This is a genomic window from Nonomuraea zeae (assembly GCF_005889725.1).
Lineage (GTDB): Bacteria > Actinomycetota > Actinomycetes > Streptosporangiales > Streptosporangiaceae > Nonomuraea > Nonomuraea zeae.
This window is the reverse complement of record NZ_VCKX01000151.1, coordinates 1-18,838: the sequence shown is the minus strand read 5'-3', so window position 1 is coordinate 18,838 and position 18,838 is coordinate 1. Positions and strand designations below refer to the sequence as shown.

Sequence of the window (18,838 nt, the reverse complement as noted above, 5' to 3'; positions counted from 1 at the left end):
TCAGCCGGCGTCGATGATGGCCTTCGGCACCGGCTTGTCGGTCTTCAGCGCGTCGAACAGCTGCAGGGCCTTGGCCCTGTCCCACTTGACCGCCGTGCCGCCGCCCGCGATCTCGTTGCCGCCGAACGGCACCACCGTCGTCACCGGGCTGTCACCCATGGCCAGGCCCAGCGAGAGCATGTCGAAGGCCCCGGTGCCCGAATCGACCGCGACCGCGTCGGTGGCGCTCATCGCCAGCGGGATCGAGGTGAACGGGTTGATGAGCACGCCGGGACTGGCCGCCTTCTTCACCACCGCGCCGAGGAACTGCCGCTGCCGCTTGGTCCGCTCGAAGTCGGGCAGCGCGCCGCCCTTGCGGGTGCGTACGTATCCGAGCGCCTGTGACCCGTTGAGCACCTGGGTGCCCTTCTTGAGCCGCAGCCCGGCCTTCGGGTCGTCCACGTCGGCGCGGACGTTGATCTCGACCCCGCCGACGGCGTCGACGATGTCCACGAAGCCGGCGAACCCGATCTCCATGTAGTGGTCGATGTGCACGCCCGTAACCGTCTCGACGGTGCGTACGAGCAGTTTCGGCCCGCCGGATGCGTAGGCGGCGTTGAGCTTGTCACGCCCCCTTCCCGGGATGGTGACGGCGGAGTCGCGCGGCAGGCTGACCAGCGTCGGCTTGTCGCTGCCCTCGGGGATGTGCAGCAGCATCATCGAGTCCGTCCGCTGCCCGGCGGAGCGGCCCGTGGCCAGCTTCTTGCGCTGGGCGGCCGACAGGCCCTTGCGGCTGTCGGAGCCGACCAGCAGCCAGTTGGTGCCGGGGGTGTCGGCGACGCGGCCGTCGTAGTCGTCGAGCGCGCCGTCGATGCCGCCCAGCCGGGAGTCGATCCAGAAGAACATGCCCACGGCCGCCACCAGCAGCACCACCAGCAGCCCCGCGATGATCACCAGGATCGTCTTGGCCCGTGGCCGCCTGCGCGGCCCTCTGGGCCCCTTCTGGGACGGCTCCTTCTGGGAGTGCGACCTCAGCGGCCGGACCGGGCTGTTGCCGGAGCGCTCTTTGCCGTAGACGCGTCCGCCGGACCTGGGCGGCCCCTCCGGGGAGGCGGTCCGCGGCGGCTGCTCCTGGCTCGGTGGGGCGACGGGGAGCTTGTGAGTGGGCGCACCCGGCCCTGCGGACGGGACGCGGTGCGCGGGAGCACCGCCAGAACGTTGGCCGTCACCAGGCCGTGGAGGCAGCGGGCGGCCGTCGCCCGGCGAGCGCATCGCTCGCGTCCGGTCGTCCTCAGACACTTCGCCTTCTTCCCTTCGGTTGCCATAGACGCTACGTCTAACCCCAGGGCAGTGAAGACACTCCGCCAAGACTTTCCCACGGAAAAGTACGCAGAACTAGCTGAGAGTCACTGCGGAAACATAGACGCCAGCTGCGTCGTTACGGTTATGGACGACCTCTATCGAAGGGAAGATCGTGTCCGCGTCGGACCCGTGGAGTCTTTGCCCGTGCTCACGCACGGGTTCCTCTGAGAGCTCACTGCGGTGAGCGCCTATCTGGGGCTGCTGGCCCTGTTCCTCCTGACCGCCGCGACCGGCTATTTCGTCGCCCAGGAGTTCGCCTTCGTCGCCGCCGACCGCGGCATCCTGCGCGAGCAGGCCGCCGCCGGTGACACCGGCGCCGAGAAGGCCCTCCAAGTCACCTCACGGCTGTCTTTCATGCTCTCCGGCGCCCAGCTGGGCATCACGGTCACGGCGCTGCTGGTCGGCTTCCTGGCCGAGCCGGCGATCGCCACGATCGTACGGCCGTGGCTGGCCGGCACGGGCATGTCCGATGCCATGATCACCGGAGCCTCCGTCGCCGCCGGCGTGTTCGTGGCGACCGTGATCCAGATGGTGCTGGGCGAGCTGGCGCCGAAGAACCTGGGCATCGCCCGGCCGGAGCCGGTGGCCAAGTTCCTGGCCGGCTCGACGCTGGTCTACCTGGCCGTCGTGGGTCCCGTGGTCAGGCTGTTCGACTCGGCGGCCACCGGGCTGCTCAGGCGCGTCGGGATCGAGCCCGTGGAGGAAGTGGAGCACGGCGCCACCCCCGAGGAGCTCTCTCGCATCATCGAGGAGTCGACCCAGGCCGGCGAGCTGCCGCCGAAGCTGTCCGAGCTGCTCGAACGAGCGCTGCAGTTCGGCGACCGCATCGCTGAGGAGATCATGGTGCCCCGCCCCCGCGTGGTCGCGCTGCGCGAATCGCAGCCCATCTCCGACCTGCTCCAGGTCATGCGCGAATGCGGTCACTCCCGTTACCCGGTGGTCGGCGACGACGGCGACGTGGTGGGCGTGACGGGCGTGCGCGAGCTGCTCTCGTCCGGGCTTGACGAGGGCAGCATCGCCGGCATCACCCGCCCGGCGCTGCTGGTGCCCGACTCGGTGCCGCTGCCCGCCGTACTGGACAGGATGCGGGCCGCCAAGGACGACATCGCCTGCGTCATCGACGAGTACGGCGGCCTGGCCGGCGTGATCACCGTCGAGGACCTCGCGGAGGAGCTGGTCGGCGAGCTGGTGGACGAGAACGACCCCGAGCCGGCCGGCGTCGTGGAGCAGCCGGACGGCGTCTGGGAGGTGCCGGGGCGGCTCAGGCTCGACGAGGTCGAGCGCGCCACCGGTGTGGCGCTGCCGGAGAGCGACGACTACGACACGCTCGCCGGGCTGGTCCTGGCCAGGCTCGGCCGGATGCCCAACGCCGGTGACACGGTGACCGTCCCGGTCGCCGCGCACAACGACCCGTTCGCCGACGACTCCGACGACGACCAGGCCGAGCTGACCGTGATGTCGCTCAACCGCCGCGTGCCCGAATGGGTACGCGTCGCGCCGGTCCAGCACGCGGAGGCGGCCCGATGACGATGATCCTCATCAGCGTCGCCCTGCTGGTCTTCAACGCCCTGTTCGTGGCGGCGGAGTTCGCGTTCGTGTCGTCCAGGCGGCACCGCCTGGAGGAGATGGCCACGGGCGGCAACCGCCTGGTCAGGTTCACCGCCAAGTCGGCGGTGGCCGGCGGCCGGCAGCTCTCCGTGATGCTCGCGGGCGCCCAGCTCGGCATCACGCTGTGCACCCTGGGCCTGGGCCAGGTCACGGAGCCGGCGATCGAGCACTATCTGGAGCCGGTCTTCGCGCTCGTGGGCATCCCGGAGTCGCTGCGCCTGCCCATCGCGCTCACGTTCGCCCTGGCGCTGGTTACCTTCCTGCACATGGTGGTCGGGGAGATGGCCCCGAAGTCCTGGGCGCTGACGCACCCGGAACGCGCGGCCATGATCCTGACGGTTCCGTTCCGTGCGTTCACGTGGCTGATGCGTCCCCTGCTCTCGGCGCTGAACGGCCTGACGAACCTCATACTGCGCCTGTTCGGCGTGCAGCCCAGGGACGAGCTGGCGACGACCCGCACGCCGCGCCAGCTCGCCATGCTGGTCGGCGAGTCGGGCCGCATGGGCCTGCTGGACAGGGAGGAACACGACCTCCTGACCCGCGCCCTGCGGCTGGACAACGAGGGCATCGAACGCCTCATGGTCCCGATCGACCAGGCCGTCATGGTGCCGCCCACGGCGGACGCGGCCCGGATCAGGTCGACCGCTGCGGGCAGCAACCACCTGCGCCTCCTGGTGGGCACGGCCGGCTCGGTCGAGGGAGTCCTGCACGCGCGTGAGGCCCTGCTGAACCCCGCCAGCAGGGCGGGCGACCTGGCCCGCCCCATCCCGAGGCTCGCCTGCGTGACCCAGGTCCCCGAGGCCGTGACGGCCCTCCAGGAGTCCCGCTCCCACCTGGCCCTGGTCACCGGCCAGGGCGACAAGGTCATCGGCATGGTGAGCCTGACGGACCTCCTGGGCGAACTACTGGACACGAAGGCGGCCTGACGGGTCCGGGTCCCGGCACGAGCCGGGACCCGGGCAAGTTATGTGACCTAAAACACATTGCCAACAAGCAAGCAACCCGAAAGCAACCTGCAACCACCCAGATTTAAGCTCGAAGGGCGGCCTTAACCGGCACACCAGAGCAACAGAAGGAAAAAAGCCCCAGGACCCTTGCGATCCGGAGCTCACTTCGTCAATGTGGGTCTGCACTTCACGAGCAGATCCCAGCGACAAACCCCAGCCGAACGCACGAAACCCCTACCACTGAGGGCTTCGACGGGAGGTCCGGGGGACCTCCCCCGGATGGGGGTCCGGGGACCTCCCCGGAAGCTTTTCCCCTGGGGGTCCGGGGGTTACCCCCCGGGCAGATATGACGAGGGGACCCGAGGAAGCCTCTCCCCCCGAGGGGGAGGGCGACCAAGAGTCCCCAGTCACCGAGTGGGCGAGGAGGGATTTGAACCCTCACGTCCTTTCGGACACACGGACCTGAACCGTGCGCGTCTGCCGTTCCGCCACCCGCCCTTGTGGGTGCGGAAAGAACATTAGCACGGAACAGCCACTGGTACTGAACCCGGATACGATCGCATAAGACACGGGAGCGGAGGAGCTGGGCGCGACAGCCGACGAGCGCCAGGGACGCCGTGACGTGGAACGAGCGGGAACCGGGCGCCGGAAGCGTCTGGGGGCCGCGATCATATGCACGGAGGAAGGGAGGTACCCGGTGGGAGTCCTTCAGCGCTTCGAGCGAAGGCTCGAAGGCTTGGTTGAGGGGGCCTTTGCGCGGGCGTTCAAATCTGACCTTCAGCCGGTCGAGGTCGCCAGCGCGGTTCAGCGGGAGATGGATGAGCGTGCGGCGATCGTCGCTCAAGGTCGCACGCTCGTGCCCAACGACTTCGTGGTTGAGCTGTCCACGACCGACAGCGAGCGGCTAGAGGTCTACGCCGACAGCATCAGCCACGAGCTGGCCAACCTCGCCAGGGAGTATGCCAAGGAACAGGGCTACTCCTTCGTGGGACCGGTCCGGGTCCGCTTCGAGACCGCCGGTGACCTGGCTGTGGGGCTGTTCCGCATCCGTTCCGGCGTCATCCGCGGCGCGACGGTCGAGCAGGACGAGATCCGCCAGCCGGCGAGCGACCTGCCCCCGTCGAGGCCCGGCGCGTTCAACGGGCGGCCCAGGCTGCTCGTCTCCACTCAGGACGACCCGCAGGGCGACCGTTCCTACGAGCTCACCACTCCGGTGACCTTGCTCGGCAGGGGCACTGACTGCGATCTTCGTCTGGTCGATCCCGGTGTTTCGCGTCACCACGCGGAGCTCCGCGTCGAAGGGCAGCTCGTCGTGCTCGTCGACCTCGGATCGACCAACGGCACATTCGTCAACGGCCAGCCGGTACGCAGGATCGAGCTCCAAAACGGCACGCGAGTGACCTTGGGGCGCACGACCCTGGTGTTCCGGCGCGATTAAGGGTAGACAAACGGTCCATGTCCGAGCTCACGCTGCTGCTGATCCGGCTAGCCTTCCTGGCGGTGCTGTGGTTTTTCGTCATTGCCGCAGTCGGCGTGATCCGGACTGACTTGTTCGGCTCACGCACGGCTCCGGCGGGGGCACCGCGCAAAGGGGTGAAACCCGTCAAACCCGTGGCCAAGCCCAAGAGCAAAAAGGGCGAGCCACGCCAGCTCATCGTTACCGGTGGCCCGCTCCAGGGCACCACCATTAACCTCACGGAGACGCCCATCACCATTGGCCGGGCCAATGACGCCACGCTGGTAGTCACCGACGACTACGCCTCCAGCCGGCATGCCCGGCTCTTCCCCCAGGACGGTCAGTGGATCGTGGAAGATCTCGGTTCGACCAACGGCACGTATCTCGACCGCTCGAAAGTCACCCGTCCGACCCCGGTGCCGCTCGGTGTTCCGATCCGCGTCGGCAAGACAGTCATTGAATTGCGCAAATGACCATCGCACTCCGCTACGCCGCCCGCTCGGACGTCGGCCTCCTCCGCGAAGGAAACGAGGACTCGGCGTACGCTAGCGGCCGCCTGCTCGCTGTCGCCGACGGCATGGGCGGGCACGCACACGGCGAGGTGGCGAGCTCAGTCGCCATCGCCGCCATGGCCTCGCTCGAAGAGGCCCAACAGGGGGGTGACCTGCTCAACGCCATCGAGGCAGCGGTACGCGACGCCAATCGCAAGCTGCATGAGATGGTGGGGCGGGATCCCAGCCTCAAAGGCATGGGCACGACTCTCACGGCCATGCTCTGGCACGGCACCCAGGTCGCTCTGGTGCACGTCGGCGACTCGCGCGCCTACCTGCTCAGGCGCGGGGAGCTCTACCAGATCACGCATGACCACACGCTGGTGCAGCAGCTCGTCGACGACGGGCGCATCACACCGGAAGAGGCGGCCACGCATCCACAGCGATCGATCCTGCTGCGCGCACTCGACGGCAGCGGCGAGGTCGATCCCGACCTGACGCTCCGCGAGGCGCAGGTGGGCGATCGCTATCTGCTGTGCTCCGACGGCCTGTCCGGTGTGGTGAGTGCGGAGACGCTGCATGCCACGCTCACCAACATCGACGATCCGGAAGAGGTCGTCCGCCAGCTCATCGACCTGGCGAACAGGGGTGGCGGGCCCGACAACATCACCTGTGTGCTGGCCGACGTGCTGGAGATCACCGACGGGCAGCAGGTTCCCGCCGAGGCGGCCGTGGTGGGCGCCGCGGGGATGACCCGGCTGCACGGCGGCTCCCAGGACACCTCGCCGGGGCGAGCCGTCGCGGTGACCGCGCCGCAGCCGGTGATCGCGGACGACGACGACTTCGACGAGCCGGTCGCGAACACGTCCAGGCGTGCGGGCCGGCGCCGCCGGGTGTGGCCCGTTCTGGTCGGCGTCCTCGGCATCGGCATCGTGGCCGTCGGCGCCGGCGGTTACTTTGGATACCAGTGGACCCAGGACCAGTTCTTCGTCGGCGCCGCCGGCGACGAGGTGGTCGTGTACCAAGGGATCCAACAGGAGCTGGGCCCGTTCGAGCTCTTCCACGTCTCCAAGTCCACGGGCAGGCAGCTCTCCAAGCTGTCGGAGGCGGACCAGGAGTCGATCAAGAGAGGCATCGAAGTCGCCACAGTCGCCGAGGGCATCACGAGGATCAACGGTTTGAAGTTCTCTGAGGATGAGAAGAGCGACGCGTCCACCACCGCGAGCCCGACGCCGACGCCTGCCGCGTCGGCATCCGCGACCGCGACCAAGACGAAACAGCAGTAGATGAGCGAAGTCGCCGCCTCTGCGGTCCCGATGCCGGCCAAGCGCCGCGGGGCCCAGCTGATCATGCTCGCGCTGGCCGTGCTGATGGTCATGGGCGCCTACGCCAACGTGGGCCTGGCCATAGACGACGCCATCCCGGCGGGCATGCTGACCTACGGCCTGAGCCTGGGCGGCCTTATGCTGGCCGCCTACCTGGTGCTGGCGAAGTTCGCCCCCTGGGCCGACCCGCTGATCCTGCCCCTGGTGACGCTGGTCAACGGCCTCGGCCTGGTGATGATCTACCGGCTGGAGAGCTCCGGCTCGAAGCTGCAGGCCGGCGCCTCGACCACGAGCCAGATCATCATGACCGGCGTGGGCGTCGTCCTGTTCGCGGTGACGCTGCTGGTGATCCGCGACCACCGCACGCTGCAACGGCTGACCTACACGGCCGGGCTGGCGGGCGTGGTCCTGCTCATCTCGCCGCTGGTGCCGGGGCTCGGCAAGGAGATCAACGGCGCGCGCATCTGGATCGGGTTCGGCGCCGCCAGCATCCAGCCGGCGGAGTTCGCCAAGATCGCGCTGGTCGTCTTCTTCGCCGGTTACCTGGTCGCCAAGCGCGACGTGCTGGCGCTGGCCGGGCGGAGGCTGCTCTTCATCGACCTGCCCAGGGCGCGCGACCTCGGTCCCGTGCTCATCACCTGGGCGGTCGCCATCGGCGTGCTGGTCATGCAGAAGGACCTGGGCTCGTCGCTGCTGCTGTTCGGCGGCTTCGTGGTGATGCTGTACGTCGCCACGCAGCGCACGTCGTGGGTGCTGATCGGCATCCTGCTCTTCGTCGGCGGGGCGTTCCTGGCCGGGCAGATCTTCAGCCACGTGGGCGACCGGTTCGACGTCTGGCTCGACCCGGGCAACAACGCCTACTACGAGCGCACCTACGGCGGCAGCTACCAGATCATGCAGGGCCTGTTCGGGCTGGGCGCGGGCGGCATCCTCGGCACCGGGTTCGGCCAGGGGCACCCCGACCTGATCCCGCTGGCCTTCTCCGACTTCATCTTCCCCGCCACCGGCGAGGAGCTCGGGCTGACCGGGATCATGGCGCTGCTGATGATCTACGCGCTGATCGTGGAGCGCGGGCTGCGCACCTCGCTGTCGGCCCGCGACCCCTACTCGAAGCTGCTGGCGAGCGGCCTGTCGTTCATCCTCGCCTGGCAGGTGTTCATCATCGTCGGCGGCGTGACGAACCTCATTCCCCTGACCGGCCTGGTCACCCCGTTCATGTCACAGGGCGGCTCGGCGCTGCTGGCTAACTGGATCCTTATCGCCCTCTTGGTACGCATGTCAGATGCGGCGCGGCGGCCGCCTCCCCAGGCGATCCAGAACGAAGGAATGACGCAGGTGTTCCAGCGATGAACGGCACTCTGAAGCGTGTGGCCGTGGCCTGCCTGGTCATGTTCGCGCTCCTGATGATCAACGTGAACTTCCTGCAGACCGTCCGCGCCGAAGGGCTGCGCTCCGACGCCCGCAACACGCGCAACTACTTCGACCGCTACGCCATCGAGCGCGGCCGCATCACCGCCGGCGGCAAGGTCATCGCGCAGTCCGTCGAGACCGACGACAACAACTTCAAGTTCGTCAGGAAATACCCGGAGGGCAAGCTCTACGCCCACGTCACCGGTTTCTTCTCGCCCGAGAGCGCGAGCGCGATCGAGGCGTCCGAGAACAAACTGCTCGACGGCTCCAGCGCGGACCTGCTGCTGAGGCGGAGCATCGACCTGTTCACCGGCGAGCCCACCAAGGGCGCCAGCGTGGACGTCACGATCAACCCCAAGGCGCAGAAGGCGGCCTACGACGCGCTGCGCCAGAGCGGCAAGCGGGGCGCCGTGGTCGCGCTCGACCCGAAGACCGGCGCGATCCTGGCGATGGTCTCGCTGCCCACGTACGACCCCGCGGAGCTGTCCGGCACCAGCAAGTCGGAGGTGTTCGGGCGTTACGACGAGCTGGCCAAGGAGAAGGGCCAGCCGCTGCTCAACCGCACCATCGCCCGCACCTACCCGCCCGGCTCGACGTTCAAGGTGGTGACCATGGCGGCCTACCTGGAGGACGACTCCTCGCGCGGGCCCCAGACCACCGTGGAGGCGCCGCAGCGGCTGCCCCTGCCCCAGACGAACATCAGCCTGCCGAACTACGGCGGCGCGGCCTGCGGCAGCGGCCAGGTCACGCTGGTCTTCGCGCTGGAGAAGTCCTGCAACACGCCCTTCGGCAAGATGGGCATGGAGCTGGGCTACGACAAGATGCAGGACCAGGCGGCCAAGTTCGGCATGGGCGAGCAGATCGCCGTCCCGATGAGCGTGGCCCAGAGCAGCTTCGGCCCCCGCGAGGACCAGGCGGCCGTCGCGATGGCCTCCATCGGGCAGCGGAGCAACCAGATGACGCCGCTGCAGATGGCCATGATCGCCGCGGGCATCGCCAACGACGGCACGGTGATGAAGCCGTACCTGGTGAACAAGATCACTGACGCCAAGGGCGACACGATCGACCAGGCCAAGACGTCGGAGCTGTCCGAGGCGGTCAGCTCCGAGACGGCGGGCAAGCTGCGCGAGATGATGACGAGCGTCGTCAACAACGGCACGGCCAACCTGGCGCAGGTGCCAGGCGTCCAAGTAGCGGGTAAGACGGGCACCGCGGAGACGGCCGACGGCCAGCCGCCGCACGCCTGGTTCATCTCCTTCGCGCCGGCCGACGACCCGAAGGTGGCCCTGGCGGTCATCGTCGAGTCCGGGGCTGCCAACGTCGGCGCGGAGGCCACCGGCGGCCACACCGCCGCGCCGATCGCAAAGGCCGTCCTGGAGGCGGTGCTGAACAAGTGAGTGACGGTAACCTGCTGGATCATGCGGCTCCGTAACCGCTATCTGCTGCTAGCCCGCATCGCCACAGGCGGTATGGGCGAGGTGTGGCGTGCCCGTGACGAGTTGCTCGGGCGCGAGGTCGCGGTGAAGATCCTGCGTAGTCACATTTACGCCGATCCCACGTTCCGCGAACGCTTCCGCAACGAGGCCAGGATCACCGCGGCCCTGGCCGACCCGGGAGTCGCCCAGATCTTCGACTACGGCGAGCAGAGCGACCTGGCCTATCTGGTGATGGAGCTCGTGCACGGCGAGCCGCTGTCGGCCATCCTGGCCCGCAACGGCTCGCTGGGGCCCGAGGTCACCCTCGACGTGGTCCACCAGACCGCCAAGGCCCTGCACGCGGCCCACTCGGCCGGGATCATCCACCGCGACATCAAGCCGGGCAACCTGCTGGTCACCCCCGAGGGCGTCATCAAGGTGACGGACTTCGGCATCGCGCGGGCCCTGGAGGCGGCGCCGGTGACGCAGACGGGCACCGTGCTCGGCACGGCCCAGTACGTCAGCCCCGAGCAGGCGCAGGGCTTCCAGCTCACCCCGTCGACCGACCTCTACTCGCTGGGCGTCGTGGCCTACGAGTGCGTGGCCGGGCGCACTCCGTTCCGCGCGGACAGCCAGGTGGCGATCGCGCTGCTGCACCTCAACGAGCAGCCGCCGCCGCTCGGCGTGGACGTGCCCACGGCCGTGCGCGAGCTGATCATGGCGCTGCTGGCCAAGGAGCCCGCGCAGCGGCCCGCCACGGCGCTGGAGGTGGCCGACCGGGCACACGTGCTGCGCGAGTCGCTGGCGGGCGCCGTGGCGGGCGCCGAGCTCAGCATGCTCACCGACCCCGGCGGCTTCCGCGTGCGCGAGCCGTCGCCCGAGGACCAGCTGGAGACCGACGACCTCGGCCCCGGCCCCGGCCTCGCCACCACGCTGCAGGCCCCGCCGAAGCCGGGCCGGCGCCGCTCGGGGGCGAGGACGCTGGCGCTGGTGGCCACCGCCGGGTGCGTGGCCGCGGTGGGGCTCACCGCCGTCACGTTCGCCTCGCGCGATCCCGTTCCCGCGCCGCCCGAGGTGGCCGAACCGTCCAAGTCCGAGGTTCTGACGCCCCAGCAGGCGAAACCGTCGAAGACGAAGACACGGACGAGGCGCACGCCGGTGGTTCCCGTGACGTCACCGAGGCCGATACCCTCACGGTCGGCTACGGTAAGCAAGTCGGGAACTCCTACCCGGAAGCCGACACCGAAACCGACACCGACCACCCGTACCCCTACACCCACACCCACCCCAACGCCCACCACTACACCGACAACTCCGACACCTACCGCCTCGCCGGACCCGGGTGACACAAACCCGCCGAAGGAGGAGACGTGATGCGCCACGGGGTCGATGATGGACACCGGCGGCCCCCCGAGCAGGCCGGTACCCAAGATGAACGGTAAGGGACAGTGCAGGAAATGACTCAGCCTCGGCTACTCGGAGGTCGTTACGAGCTCGACGGTGTCGTCGGGCGCGGCGGCATGGCCGAGGTGTATCGCGCCCGAGACATCCGGCTGGACCGCATAGTCGCGATCAAGACCCTCCGGTCCGACCTGGCGCGTGATCACACCTTCCAGGCCAGGTTCCGCCGTGAGGCGCAGTCCGCGGCTTCCCTGAACCACCCGGCCGTCGTCGCCGTCTATGACACCGGCGAGGACGTCAGCGAGGGTGCGCCGGTTCCGTACATCGTGATGGAGTACGTCGACGGCAGGACGCTGCGCGACCTGCTGCGCCAGGATCGGCGGCTGCTGCCCGAGCGCGCGGTCGAGCTGGTCGACGGCATCCTCCGGGCGCTCGACTACAGCCATCGCGGCGGCATCGTGCACCGTGACATCAAGCCGGCCAACGTGATGATCACGCGGGCGGGCGACGTCAAGGTGATGGACTTCGGCATCGCCCGCGCGATGGCCGACTCCGCGGCCACGATGACGCAGACGGCGCAGGTGATAGGGACCGCCCAATACCTGTCGCCCGAGCAGGCGCGGGGCGAGCGGGTGGACGCCCGTAGCGACATCTACTCCACCGGCTGCGTGCTCTACGAGCTGCTGACCGGCCAGCCCCCCTTCACCGGCGACTCTCCGGTCGCGATCGCCTACCAGCACGTGCGCGAGGAGCCGATCCCGCCCTCGCAGATCGACCCCGAGATCCCGCAGTGGGCCGACGCGATCGTGCTCAAGGCCATGGCCAAGGACCCGGCACACCGCTACCAGAGCGCGACCGAGATGCGGGCCGACATCCAGCGGGCGATGTCCGGCATGCCGGTCGACGCCCAGACGATGGCGATGACCGGCAACTACGGCCAGCAGGGCACCCGCATGATGTCGGCGACCCAGGTCGGCCAGGGCCCGGCCACGCAGCGCGGCGGCGGGATCCCCCCGTACGAGTACGGCGAGGGTGACGGCGGCGGCCGGGGCGGCCGGCGCAGGGCCAGCGGCGGTGGCGGCGGCAACGCGGTCAAGACGGCGTTGTGGATCATCATCCCGCTGCTGATCATCGGTGGTTTCGTCACGGTCGGCTATCTGGTGTTCGGCTCCAAGGGCACGCCGACCGACACGATGATCACCATCCCGTCGCTCGCCACCCAGCAGCGCGCGTACGCCGAGGACCAGCTCAAGAAGCTGGGGCTGACCGTCGAAGTGGTGCAGGAGGCCAGCTCCGAGGTCGACAAGGGCACGGTCATCAAGACCGACCCGGCCGAGGGCACCAAGGTCGAGAAGAACTCTCCCGTCAAGCTGTTCGTGTCCAAGGGCCCAGAGAAGATCAAGGTGCCGGACAACCTCGTCGGCCTGCCACAGGACGAGGCGATGAAGGTCCTGGCGGACGCCGGGCTGCGCGGCACGGTGAAGACCAGGAGCTCGACCAGGAAGCAGGGCACGGTCATCGCCACCAGCCCCAAGGCCGGTGAGGAGATCGAGAAGGACGGCACCGTCACCCTGTACGTGCCCAAGGAGCTGGGCGAGGTGCCGAGCGTGGTCGGCCTGACCGAGGAGGACGCGACCGCCCAGATCAAGGCGGCCGGGTTCCGGGTCAAGTCGGTGCCGCAGCCCAACGACCAGCCGGCCGGCACGGTCATCCAGCAGAACCCGCCGGAGGGCGCCAAGCAGCCGCCCAACACGACGATCACGATCGTGGTGTCGAGCGGTCCCGAGGAGCAGGCGCCGCCGCCCACCACGGACGTCCCGACGGACGAGCCCACGGATGAGCAGACGGACTTCCCGGACGAAGAGCCGACCGAGGACAACCCGATCGGCGACGAGGGCCTCAACGGCTGAGCCAGGCACGCGCTGAGGGCCGCCCATCCCCTGTGGGGGTGTGCGGCCCTTCGGCCGTCCAGGACGCGGTCACGGCCCCAGAGCCCTGGCCGGGCTGCGGCCGGGGCGGGCTCAGGACAGAACGGGCTGGGATCGTGGCGGGCTCGGGACAGAACGGGCTGGGGCCGCGAAGCACCCGGAAAACAGCGAACGCCCCCGCCGCTCGGGGGCAACGGCGGGGACGTTCACTTGTTTGTCGCGCTATGCGAGGCTTGCGTTACACAAATCCGCGCAACCAATTCTCGAGCAGCCGGTGCCCGTGCTCAGACAGCACGGACTCGGGGTGGAACTGGATGCCCTCGATCGGCGCCCGGCGGTGCCGCAGGCCCATGATGACGCCGTCCTCGGTGCGGGCCGTCACGTCGAGCACCTCGGGGACGGTCTCCGGCAGCACGGCGAGCGAGTGGTAGCGGGTCATCCGCACCGGCGAGGGCAGCGTCTCGAAGACACCCTTGCCGTCGTGGGAGATGGCGCTGGTGCTGCCGTGCACGAGCTCGGGCGCGCGGGCGACGGTGGCGCCGTAGGCGACGGCGATGGCCTGGTGGCCCAGGCAGACGCCGAGCAGCGGCCTGTGGTGCTCGGCGGCGTGGTGGACCAGGGGCACGCTGACGCCGGCCGCCTCGGGGGTGCCCGGCCCCGGGCTGACGAGGATGCCGTCGAAGCCGTCCGCGTCGCTCACGCGTACGTCGTCGCGCGGGCGCACGTCGCAGTCCGCGCCCAGCTGGCGCAGGTATTGGACGATGGTGTGGACGAAGCTGTCGTGGTTGTCCACGACCAGCACGCGGCTCATTGTCTTACGGTCACCTCGTCAAGCGTCACGGCGGGCTCGAACAGCGGGAACACGACATACCAGAGTACGGCCACCGCGAGAACGACCAGCGCCAGGGCCGCCAGTGCCTTCCTGGGCCGGCCGCCGGGCAATTTACGCCAGAGCCAGGCGTACATACCGCTCCTTTCCTGGCATGTCATTCCTTCCTCGGCTCGGTGTCCTTGAGCACGCCGTAGACGATGAGGCGCTCGGCCGCCGAATATTCGGGGTGGCAGGTGGACAGCGTGATGAAGGCGCGGATGGGCCGGATGTCGGGCTTGCCGGGCACGGGGGCGAGCACGTCGATCTCGTCGGGCCGCACGATGTCCTGGGAGGTCACGCGGTAGGTGTAGCGGGCCTCGCGGGCCTCCACGATGATCTCGTCGTCGCGTTCGAGCTCGTCGATCTCGTTGAACGGCGCCGCGTACGTGGTGCGGTGCCCCGACAGCACGAAGTTGCCGATCTGGCCCGGCATCGCGCTGTCGGGGTAGTGCCCCGGCCCCTTCTTCAGGTGCTCGGGATCGACGCCCTCGACGACGGCGTACCGGTAGTCGCGGCCCAGCCTGGGGATGCGCAGCAGGGCGACGGCCTGGCCCAGCTCGATCTTCGCCAGGCGGCCGTCCTTCTTCGCCGCCAGCTGGCGCTGGAGCAGGAGCTGCTGGCTCTGGGTGTAGGCACCGGTCCCCCAGAGCAGGTACGCGCAGAACAGCATGAGGATCAGGCCCGCGGTGATGCTCGTCTCCCCCACGGCCCGGAGCGTGGCCCGCATTCGATCAGCGTATTCGGCGAGGATGCGGCGGCTGGGGATCGCCATGTCATGCGCGTGGCGACTATCCTGGGGCACGCTTCAACTACGCTTAACGAAGAGCCTGTGGACGATCCGGAAGCCCAGGCCCTCAGCAGGAGTTATCCAGTGCCCAAGTCCAAGGCTCGCAAGAAGGCGGTCTACACCCCGCCGCAGAGGTCCCAGCAGGTCAAGGTCAGCCCGCGCTGGCTGGCGCCCACGATGGTCGTCGCATGGATCATCGGCATCCTGTGGATCGCGATCTACTACGTCGCTCCGCAGGCGCCCTTCTTCAGCGACCTCCAGAACTGGAACCTGCTGATCGGGTTTGTTTTCATCATCTTCGGTGTGGTGCTTTCCACCCGCTGGCGTTAGTTCTTTCCACAGTCTTTTCCACAGCCTGGGGAAGTCAGCTCAGGAGGCTGACAATCGCTGGGGCGCGCACCAGCACGAGCGCCACCAGCAGGGCCAGCGCTCCAGCGATCGCCAGCACGTGCCAGAGGGTCCTGTTGGTCTTGGGCAGGTAGGCCAGCGCGAGGGCCAGCACCGTGCCCGTGATCAGCCCGCCGACGTGACCGGTCCAGCTGATGCGCAACCCGGAGATCGCGGGCAGCACGAACGTGATGGCCAGGTTGAGCGCGATGACCACGCCGATGCCCCGCACGTCCAGGTTGAGCCGGCGGCCCACCACGAACACCGCGCCGAACATGCCGAAGACGGCTCCCGAGGCGCCGACCGTCCACGAGTTGAGCGGGTCGAGCCAGAGGCCGAGCACCGATCCGCCCAGCGCGCTGAGCAGGTAGATGGCCGCGAAGCGGACATGCCCGAAGGCTCGCTCAAGGTAGGGGCCGATCGCGAAGATGGCCCAGCCGTTGAACAGGATGTGCAGGAAGTTGCCGGAGTCGTGGACGAAGGCCGAGGTGATCAGCCGGTAGTACTGGCCGATGGCGACGCCGACCGGCTGCATCGCCAGCGCCGTGCCGACCGCTTGGCCCGTCAGCAGCTGCGCGGCGAAGACCAGCCCGGTGAGGCCCAGGATCGCCCAGGTCACGTAGGGGGTGCGGACGACGTTTCCCCCGAAGGCGGACTTGGCCTGGCGGATGCCCTTGTTGCCCTCCGCCACGCACTCCGGGCACTGGAAGCCGACCGCCGCGTCACGCATGCAGTCGGGACAGATGGGGCGCTCGCAACGCTGGCAGCGGACCCAGGTCTCCCTGTCGGGATGACGGAAGCACGTGGGCACGGCCTCAGCCGGCTGCTCGGGCTGAGGAGGCGGGCTGGGCGGCTGGCTGGTCATGACCGAAAGCCTATGGCTTGCGCGGCCGCTCCGCGTGTCGCGGAATCGACCGGTGAACCGACCGGTGGCCGCCCGGCCCGCGCCCCCTGATCAGCCCTGGACGCGGTCGATGGTGACCGACTCCAGGACGACGTCGTTGAGCGGCTTGTCGCGGCGGTCCGTCTGCGTCTTGCCGACGGCGTCGACGACTTCCTGCCCCTCGATCACCTCGCCGAAGATCGTGTGCTTGCCGTTGAGATGCGGCGTCGGCACGAGGGTGATGAAGAACTGCGAGCCGTTGGTGCCCCGGCCGCCGCGGACGCCCGCGTTGGCCATCGCCAGCAGATAGGGCCGGTTGAAGTAGAGATCCGGGTGAATCTCGTCGTCGAACTCGTAGCCCGGGCCGCCGATGCCCTGACCCAGGATGTCGCCACCCTGGATCATGAAGCCGGAGATGATCCGGTGGAAGATCGTGTTGTTGTAGTAAGGCCCCTTGCCCTTCTCGCCGGTGCCCGGGTGAGTCCACTCGCGAGTGCCTTCGGCCAGCTCAACGAAGTTTCGGACCGTTTTCGGGGCCTGGTTGGGGAAAAGTTCTACCTTGATAGTGCCGTGGTTCGTCTTCAGATTTGCGATCAGCTTCTCAGCCACGAGACAGCTGCCCCCCTCTATGCACAGGGTTGGTTTTGTGATGTTTTGAGGACTATGGCCGTTCGGCCTCCAGAGCCATCCTCCCACGAGTGGCCATGATTGAGCCGCCTTGTCCAGGGAAGGTCAGGCTCGGGGCCCCATCGACAGGGGAGGTTGTCGTGTCCCTGACACTGAGAAAACGCCGCGTGGTCATAGAAGTTCCCGCCACGTGGGTGGGCCGTGTGAAGGCCCGGGCCGTGGAAACCGGCCAGCGCATGCAGCCCATGGCGGATCAGGCCAAGGTGGTCGCCGCCCAGCGCATAGAGGACGCCCGATACTGGGCGGCACCGCGGCTGGAGTCTGCGGCGCACGGGTTCGAGGACCAGGTCGCACCCAAGGTCAGCTCGATGCTGACCGCGGCGGCCAGGAAAATCGATCCCACACCATCGCATTCACGGCGATGGCCGATGCTCGTTCTGATGACAGGCGTCGCGGTAGGAACCATCGGTTACCTGTTCTACCGCCGCAACGCCCAGCAGTGGACCGAGCACATGAAGGACTCCGCTTCCGATGCGTCGCGCTGGGCCAGCGAAAAGGCGGACAGGTCTACCGGCTCCGCGGACCGTATGGCGTCCAATGTGTCGAGCAAGGCGGATGAGACTTCTCACAAGATGTCTTGATCCCGCCAGAAGAAGCGCGCCCCCGATCCGATCGGGGGCGCGCTTCCGCGTCCAGAGGTCGTCGATACGGACGCTGTTGACGCGCTACCAAGCGCTTGCTACAAACCCGAGCATGGCACTCTCTCCGCTCGACGACTATCCCGTGCACCAGGCGGCCCAGGTCATGCGGCACGCGGCCACCTCCGACCGCAACTTCTACGACCGGTACTACTTCAACTGCCACGCGGGCACCGACGAGCTCATGCTGATCGTCGGCCTCGGCCAGTACCCCAACCTCGGCGTCACCGACGCCTTCGCCTGCGTACGCCACCGGGACCTGCACCGCGTCGTACGGGCCTCGCGCGAGCTCGGAGCCGACCGGATGAACACCGAGATCGGCCCGTTCCGCGTCGAGATCGTCGAAGGGCTCAAGCGGCTCAGGGTGGTCCTGGAGCCGAACGAGCACGGCCTGTCCTTCGACCTCCTCTGGGAGGGCACGATCCCGGCGACGCTGGAGCCCAGGCACTTCCTGCGGTGGCAGGAGCGGGTCATGTTCGACTCGGTACGCCTGGCGCAGACGGGCCGCTGGTCCGGGACCATCAGGATCGGCGAGGAGGACATCCCGATCACCCCCGACCGCTGGCAGGGCACCCGGGACCGCTCCTGGGGCATCCGACCGGTCGGCGAGCCGGAGCCGCCCGGCATCCAGGCCAAGAACTCCGGCACGTTCTACTGGCTCTACACGCCGATGCGGTTCGATGACCACGCCATCCTCTGCATCATCCAGGAGGACGAGCGCGGCCGGCGGGTGCTGGAGGAGGCCGTACGCGTCTGGTCGGACGGGCGCGAGGAGGAGTATCTCGGCCGGCCGGAGTACCGGCCCGTCTACGCGCCGGGGACGCGTGACGTGGTCGAGGCCACGATCACCTTCGCCCCGCCCGGCGGCAAGCCGTTCGACGTGCACTGCACCCCGCTGCTGCCGGTGCACCTCATGGTCGGCACCGGCTACGGGCTGGAGCCGGACTGGAAGCACGGGATGTACCAGGGCGAGGGGCCCGTCGTGCAGGGCGTGACGTACCGGCTGCCCGACGACGCCGCCAGGATGTGGGGCCTGGTGGACGCCGTCGGGCGCTTCGAGTACGACGGGCTCGTCGGCCACGGCCTCTACGAGTACTGGGCGCTCGGCCCGCACCCGTCGTTCCCGGCGGCCTGAGCTACTCGGGCTTCTTGCAGATGATCTTGATGGTCTTGGCCTCGCCTTCAGGCGCCCCCGCGCCCTCTCCGGCCTTCTGGAAGAGCACCGCCTCGTCGCCGGGCTCGGCTCCGTCGGCCGGCAGGGCG

General features: G+C 68.8%; 18 protein-coding genes and 1 tRNA gene. 12 read left to right on the top strand and 7 right to left on the bottom strand.

Going from position 1 to position 18,838, the window contains the following annotated elements; all coding sequences use genetic code 11:
* Complete coding sequence (locus tag ETD85_RS37020; RefSeq protein ID WP_240779670.1) at positions 1-1,278, bottom strand: LCP family protein; 1,278 nt, start codon at positions 1,276-1,278, stop codon at positions 1-3.
* Between the two features lie 243 nt (positions 1,279-1,521).
* Between ETD85_RS37020 and ETD85_RS37015 the strand changes: the two genes are divergently transcribed.
* Positions 1,522-2,868, top strand: a complete 1,347-nt coding sequence (locus ETD85_RS37015; protein WP_138694483.1) for a hemolysin family protein — start codon at positions 1,522-1,524, stop codon at positions 2,866-2,868.
* The gene (locus tag ETD85_RS37010; protein WP_138694482.1) at positions 2,865-3,875 is read left to right on the top strand and encodes a hemolysin family protein; all 1,011 of its coding nucleotides are present in this window, start codon (positions 2,865-2,867) and stop codon (positions 3,873-3,875) included. Before ETD85_RS37015 ends, ETD85_RS37010 begins: the two co-directional genes overlap by 4 nt.
* 436 nt (positions 3,876-4,311) lie before the next feature.
* Here the strand turns inward: ETD85_RS37010 and ETD85_RS37005 are convergent.
* Positions 4,312-4,394: transfer RNA gene (locus tag ETD85_RS37005), tRNA-Leu, on the bottom strand.
* Between the two features lie 199 nt (positions 4,395-4,593).
* On the opposite strand from ETD85_RS37005, the gene ETD85_RS37000 reads away from it, so the two are divergent.
* The 7 genes from ETD85_RS37000 to pknB all read left to right on the top strand — a co-directional run bounded on the left by ETD85_RS37000 (position 4,594) and on the right by pknB (position 13,304).
* On the top strand, positions 4,594-5,334 hold the full coding sequence (locus ETD85_RS37000; protein ID WP_138694481.1) for an FhaA domain-containing protein: 741 nt from the start codon (positions 4,594-4,596) through the stop codon (positions 5,332-5,334).
* A 17-nt stretch (positions 5,335-5,351) separates the two neighbouring features.
* On the top strand, positions 5,352-5,825 hold the full coding sequence (locus ETD85_RS36995) for an FHA domain-containing protein FhaB/FipA (protein ID WP_138694480.1): 474 nt from the start codon (positions 5,352-5,354) through the stop codon (positions 5,823-5,825).
* Positions 5,822-7,129 carry a Stp1/IreP family PP2C-type Ser/Thr phosphatase gene (locus ETD85_RS66995; RefSeq protein WP_138694479.1) on the top strand — a complete coding sequence of 436 codons (1,308 nt, stop codon included), beginning with the start codon at positions 5,822-5,824 and terminating at the stop codon, positions 7,127-7,129. Before ETD85_RS36995 ends, ETD85_RS66995 begins: the two co-directional genes overlap by 4 nt.
* Entirely contained in the window at positions 7,130-8,518 is a 1,389-nt protein-coding gene (locus ETD85_RS36985; RefSeq protein WP_170247034.1) for an FtsW/RodA/SpoVE family cell cycle protein, read from the top strand.
* Positions 8,515-9,975, top strand: coding sequence for a peptidoglycan D,D-transpeptidase FtsI family protein (locus ETD85_RS36980; RefSeq protein WP_138694478.1), 1,461 nt, complete (start codon positions 8,515-8,517; stop codon positions 9,973-9,975). Before ETD85_RS36985 ends, ETD85_RS36980 begins: the two co-directional genes overlap by 4 nt.
* Before the next feature lie 21 nt (positions 9,976-9,996).
* On the top strand, positions 9,997-11,367 hold the full coding sequence (locus tag ETD85_RS36975; protein WP_138694477.1) for a serine/threonine-protein kinase: 1,371 nt from the start codon (positions 9,997-9,999) through the stop codon (positions 11,365-11,367).
* Between the two features lie 83 nt (positions 11,368-11,450).
* Positions 11,451-13,304 (top strand): Stk1 family PASTA domain-containing Ser/Thr kinase, encoded by a 1,854-nt coding sequence (gene pknB / locus ETD85_RS36970; protein WP_138694476.1) that lies wholly within the window; start codon positions 11,451-11,453, stop codon positions 13,302-13,304.
* 256 nt (positions 13,305-13,560) lie between these two features.
* Here the strand turns inward: pknB and ETD85_RS36965 are convergent, their stop codons facing one another.
* Genes ETD85_RS36965 through ETD85_RS36960 form a run of 3 tightly spaced genes read right to left on the bottom strand, consistent with a single transcriptional unit; the run spans position 13,561 to position 14,920 of the window.
* Positions 13,561-14,133: an anthranilate synthase component II gene (locus tag ETD85_RS36965; protein WP_138694475.1), complete on the bottom strand. Its 573-nt coding sequence runs from the start codon at positions 14,131-14,133 to the stop codon at positions 13,561-13,563.
* Positions 14,130-14,288, bottom strand: coding sequence for a hypothetical protein (locus ETD85_RS63525; RefSeq protein ID WP_170247033.1), 159 nt, complete (start codon positions 14,286-14,288; stop codon positions 14,130-14,132). The genes ETD85_RS36965 and ETD85_RS63525 overlap by 4 nt, the downstream gene beginning before the upstream one ends.
* Before the next feature lie 20 nt (positions 14,289-14,308).
* On the bottom strand, positions 14,309-14,920 hold the full coding sequence (locus ETD85_RS36960; protein WP_138694474.1) for a class E sortase: 612 nt from the start codon (positions 14,918-14,920) through the stop codon (positions 14,309-14,311).
* Positions 14,921-15,064: 144 nt separating this feature from the next.
* On the opposite strand from ETD85_RS36960, the gene ETD85_RS36955 reads away from it, so the two are divergent.
* A complete protein-coding gene (locus tag ETD85_RS36955) occupies positions 15,065-15,310 on the top strand; it encodes a cell division protein CrgA (RefSeq protein WP_138694473.1) in 246 nt (81 codons plus the stop codon).
* A gap of 34 nt (positions 15,311-15,344) precedes the next feature.
* On the opposite strand, the gene ETD85_RS36950 is transcribed toward ETD85_RS36955, so the two are convergent.
* A complete protein-coding gene (locus ETD85_RS36950; protein ID WP_170247032.1) occupies positions 15,345-16,232 on the bottom strand; it encodes a rhomboid family intramembrane serine protease in 888 nt (295 codons plus the stop codon).
* 90 nt (positions 16,233-16,322) lie between these two features.
* Entirely contained in the window at positions 16,323-16,859 is a 537-nt protein-coding gene (locus ETD85_RS36945) for a peptidylprolyl isomerase (RefSeq protein WP_138694472.1), read from the bottom strand.
* Between the two features lie 158 nt (positions 16,860-17,017).
* Between ETD85_RS36945 and ETD85_RS36940 the strand changes: the two genes are divergently transcribed.
* Both ETD85_RS36940 and ETD85_RS36935 read left to right on the top strand, forming a co-directional pair.
* A complete protein-coding gene (locus ETD85_RS36940) occupies positions 17,018-17,518 on the top strand; it encodes a hypothetical protein (protein ID WP_138694471.1) in 501 nt (166 codons plus the stop codon).
* 112 nt (positions 17,519-17,630) lie between these two features.
* Positions 17,631-18,710 (top strand): Rv3169 family protein, encoded by a 1,080-nt coding sequence (locus ETD85_RS36935; RefSeq protein WP_138694470.1) that lies wholly within the window; start codon positions 17,631-17,633, stop codon positions 18,708-18,710.
* The last annotated feature ends 128 nt before the right edge of the window (positions 18,711-18,838 follow it).

Bases quoted from the DNA above. Each gene is read 5' to 3' on its own strand.
- ETD85_RS63525 (WP_170247033.1), bottom strand. From the start codon at position 14,288: ATGTACGCCTGGCTCTGGCGTAAATTGCCCGGCGGCCGGCCCAGGAAG.
- ETD85_RS36980 (WP_138694478.1), top strand. From the start codon at position 8,515: ATGAACGGCACTCTGAAGCGTGTGGCCGTGGCCTGCCTGGTCATGTTC.
- pknB (WP_138694476.1), top strand. From the start codon at position 11,451: ATGACTCAGCCTCGGCTACTCGGAGGTCGTTACGAGCTCGACGGTGTC.
- ETD85_RS66995 (WP_138694479.1), top strand. From the start codon at position 5,822: ATGACCATCGCACTCCGCTACGCCGCCCGCTCGGACGTCGGCCTCCTC.
- ETD85_RS36960 (WP_138694474.1), bottom strand. From the start codon at position 14,920: ATGCGGGCCACGCTCCGGGCCGTGGGGGAGACGAGCATCACCGCGGGC.
- ETD85_RS36975 (WP_138694477.1), top strand. From the start codon at position 9,997: ATGCGGCTCCGTAACCGCTATCTGCTGCTAGCCCGCATCGCCACAGGC.
- ETD85_RS36995 (WP_138694480.1), top strand. From the start codon at position 5,352: ATGTCCGAGCTCACGCTGCTGCTGATCCGGCTAGCCTTCCTGGCGGTG.
- ETD85_RS36950 (WP_170247032.1), bottom strand. From the start codon at position 16,232: ATGACCAGCCAGCCGCCCAGCCCGCCTCCTCAGCCCGAGCAGCCGGCT.
- ETD85_RS37010 (WP_138694482.1), top strand. From the start codon at position 2,865: ATGACGATGATCCTCATCAGCGTCGCCCTGCTGGTCTTCAACGCCCTG.
- ETD85_RS36965 (WP_138694475.1), bottom strand. From the start codon at position 14,133: ATGAGCCGCGTGCTGGTCGTGGACAACCACGACAGCTTCGTCCACACC.
- ETD85_RS36935 (WP_138694470.1), top strand. From the start codon at position 17,631: ATGGCACTCTCTCCGCTCGACGACTATCCCGTGCACCAGGCGGCCCAG.
- ETD85_RS36985 (WP_170247034.1), top strand. From the start codon at position 7,130: ATGAGCGAAGTCGCCGCCTCTGCGGTCCCGATGCCGGCCAAGCGCCGC.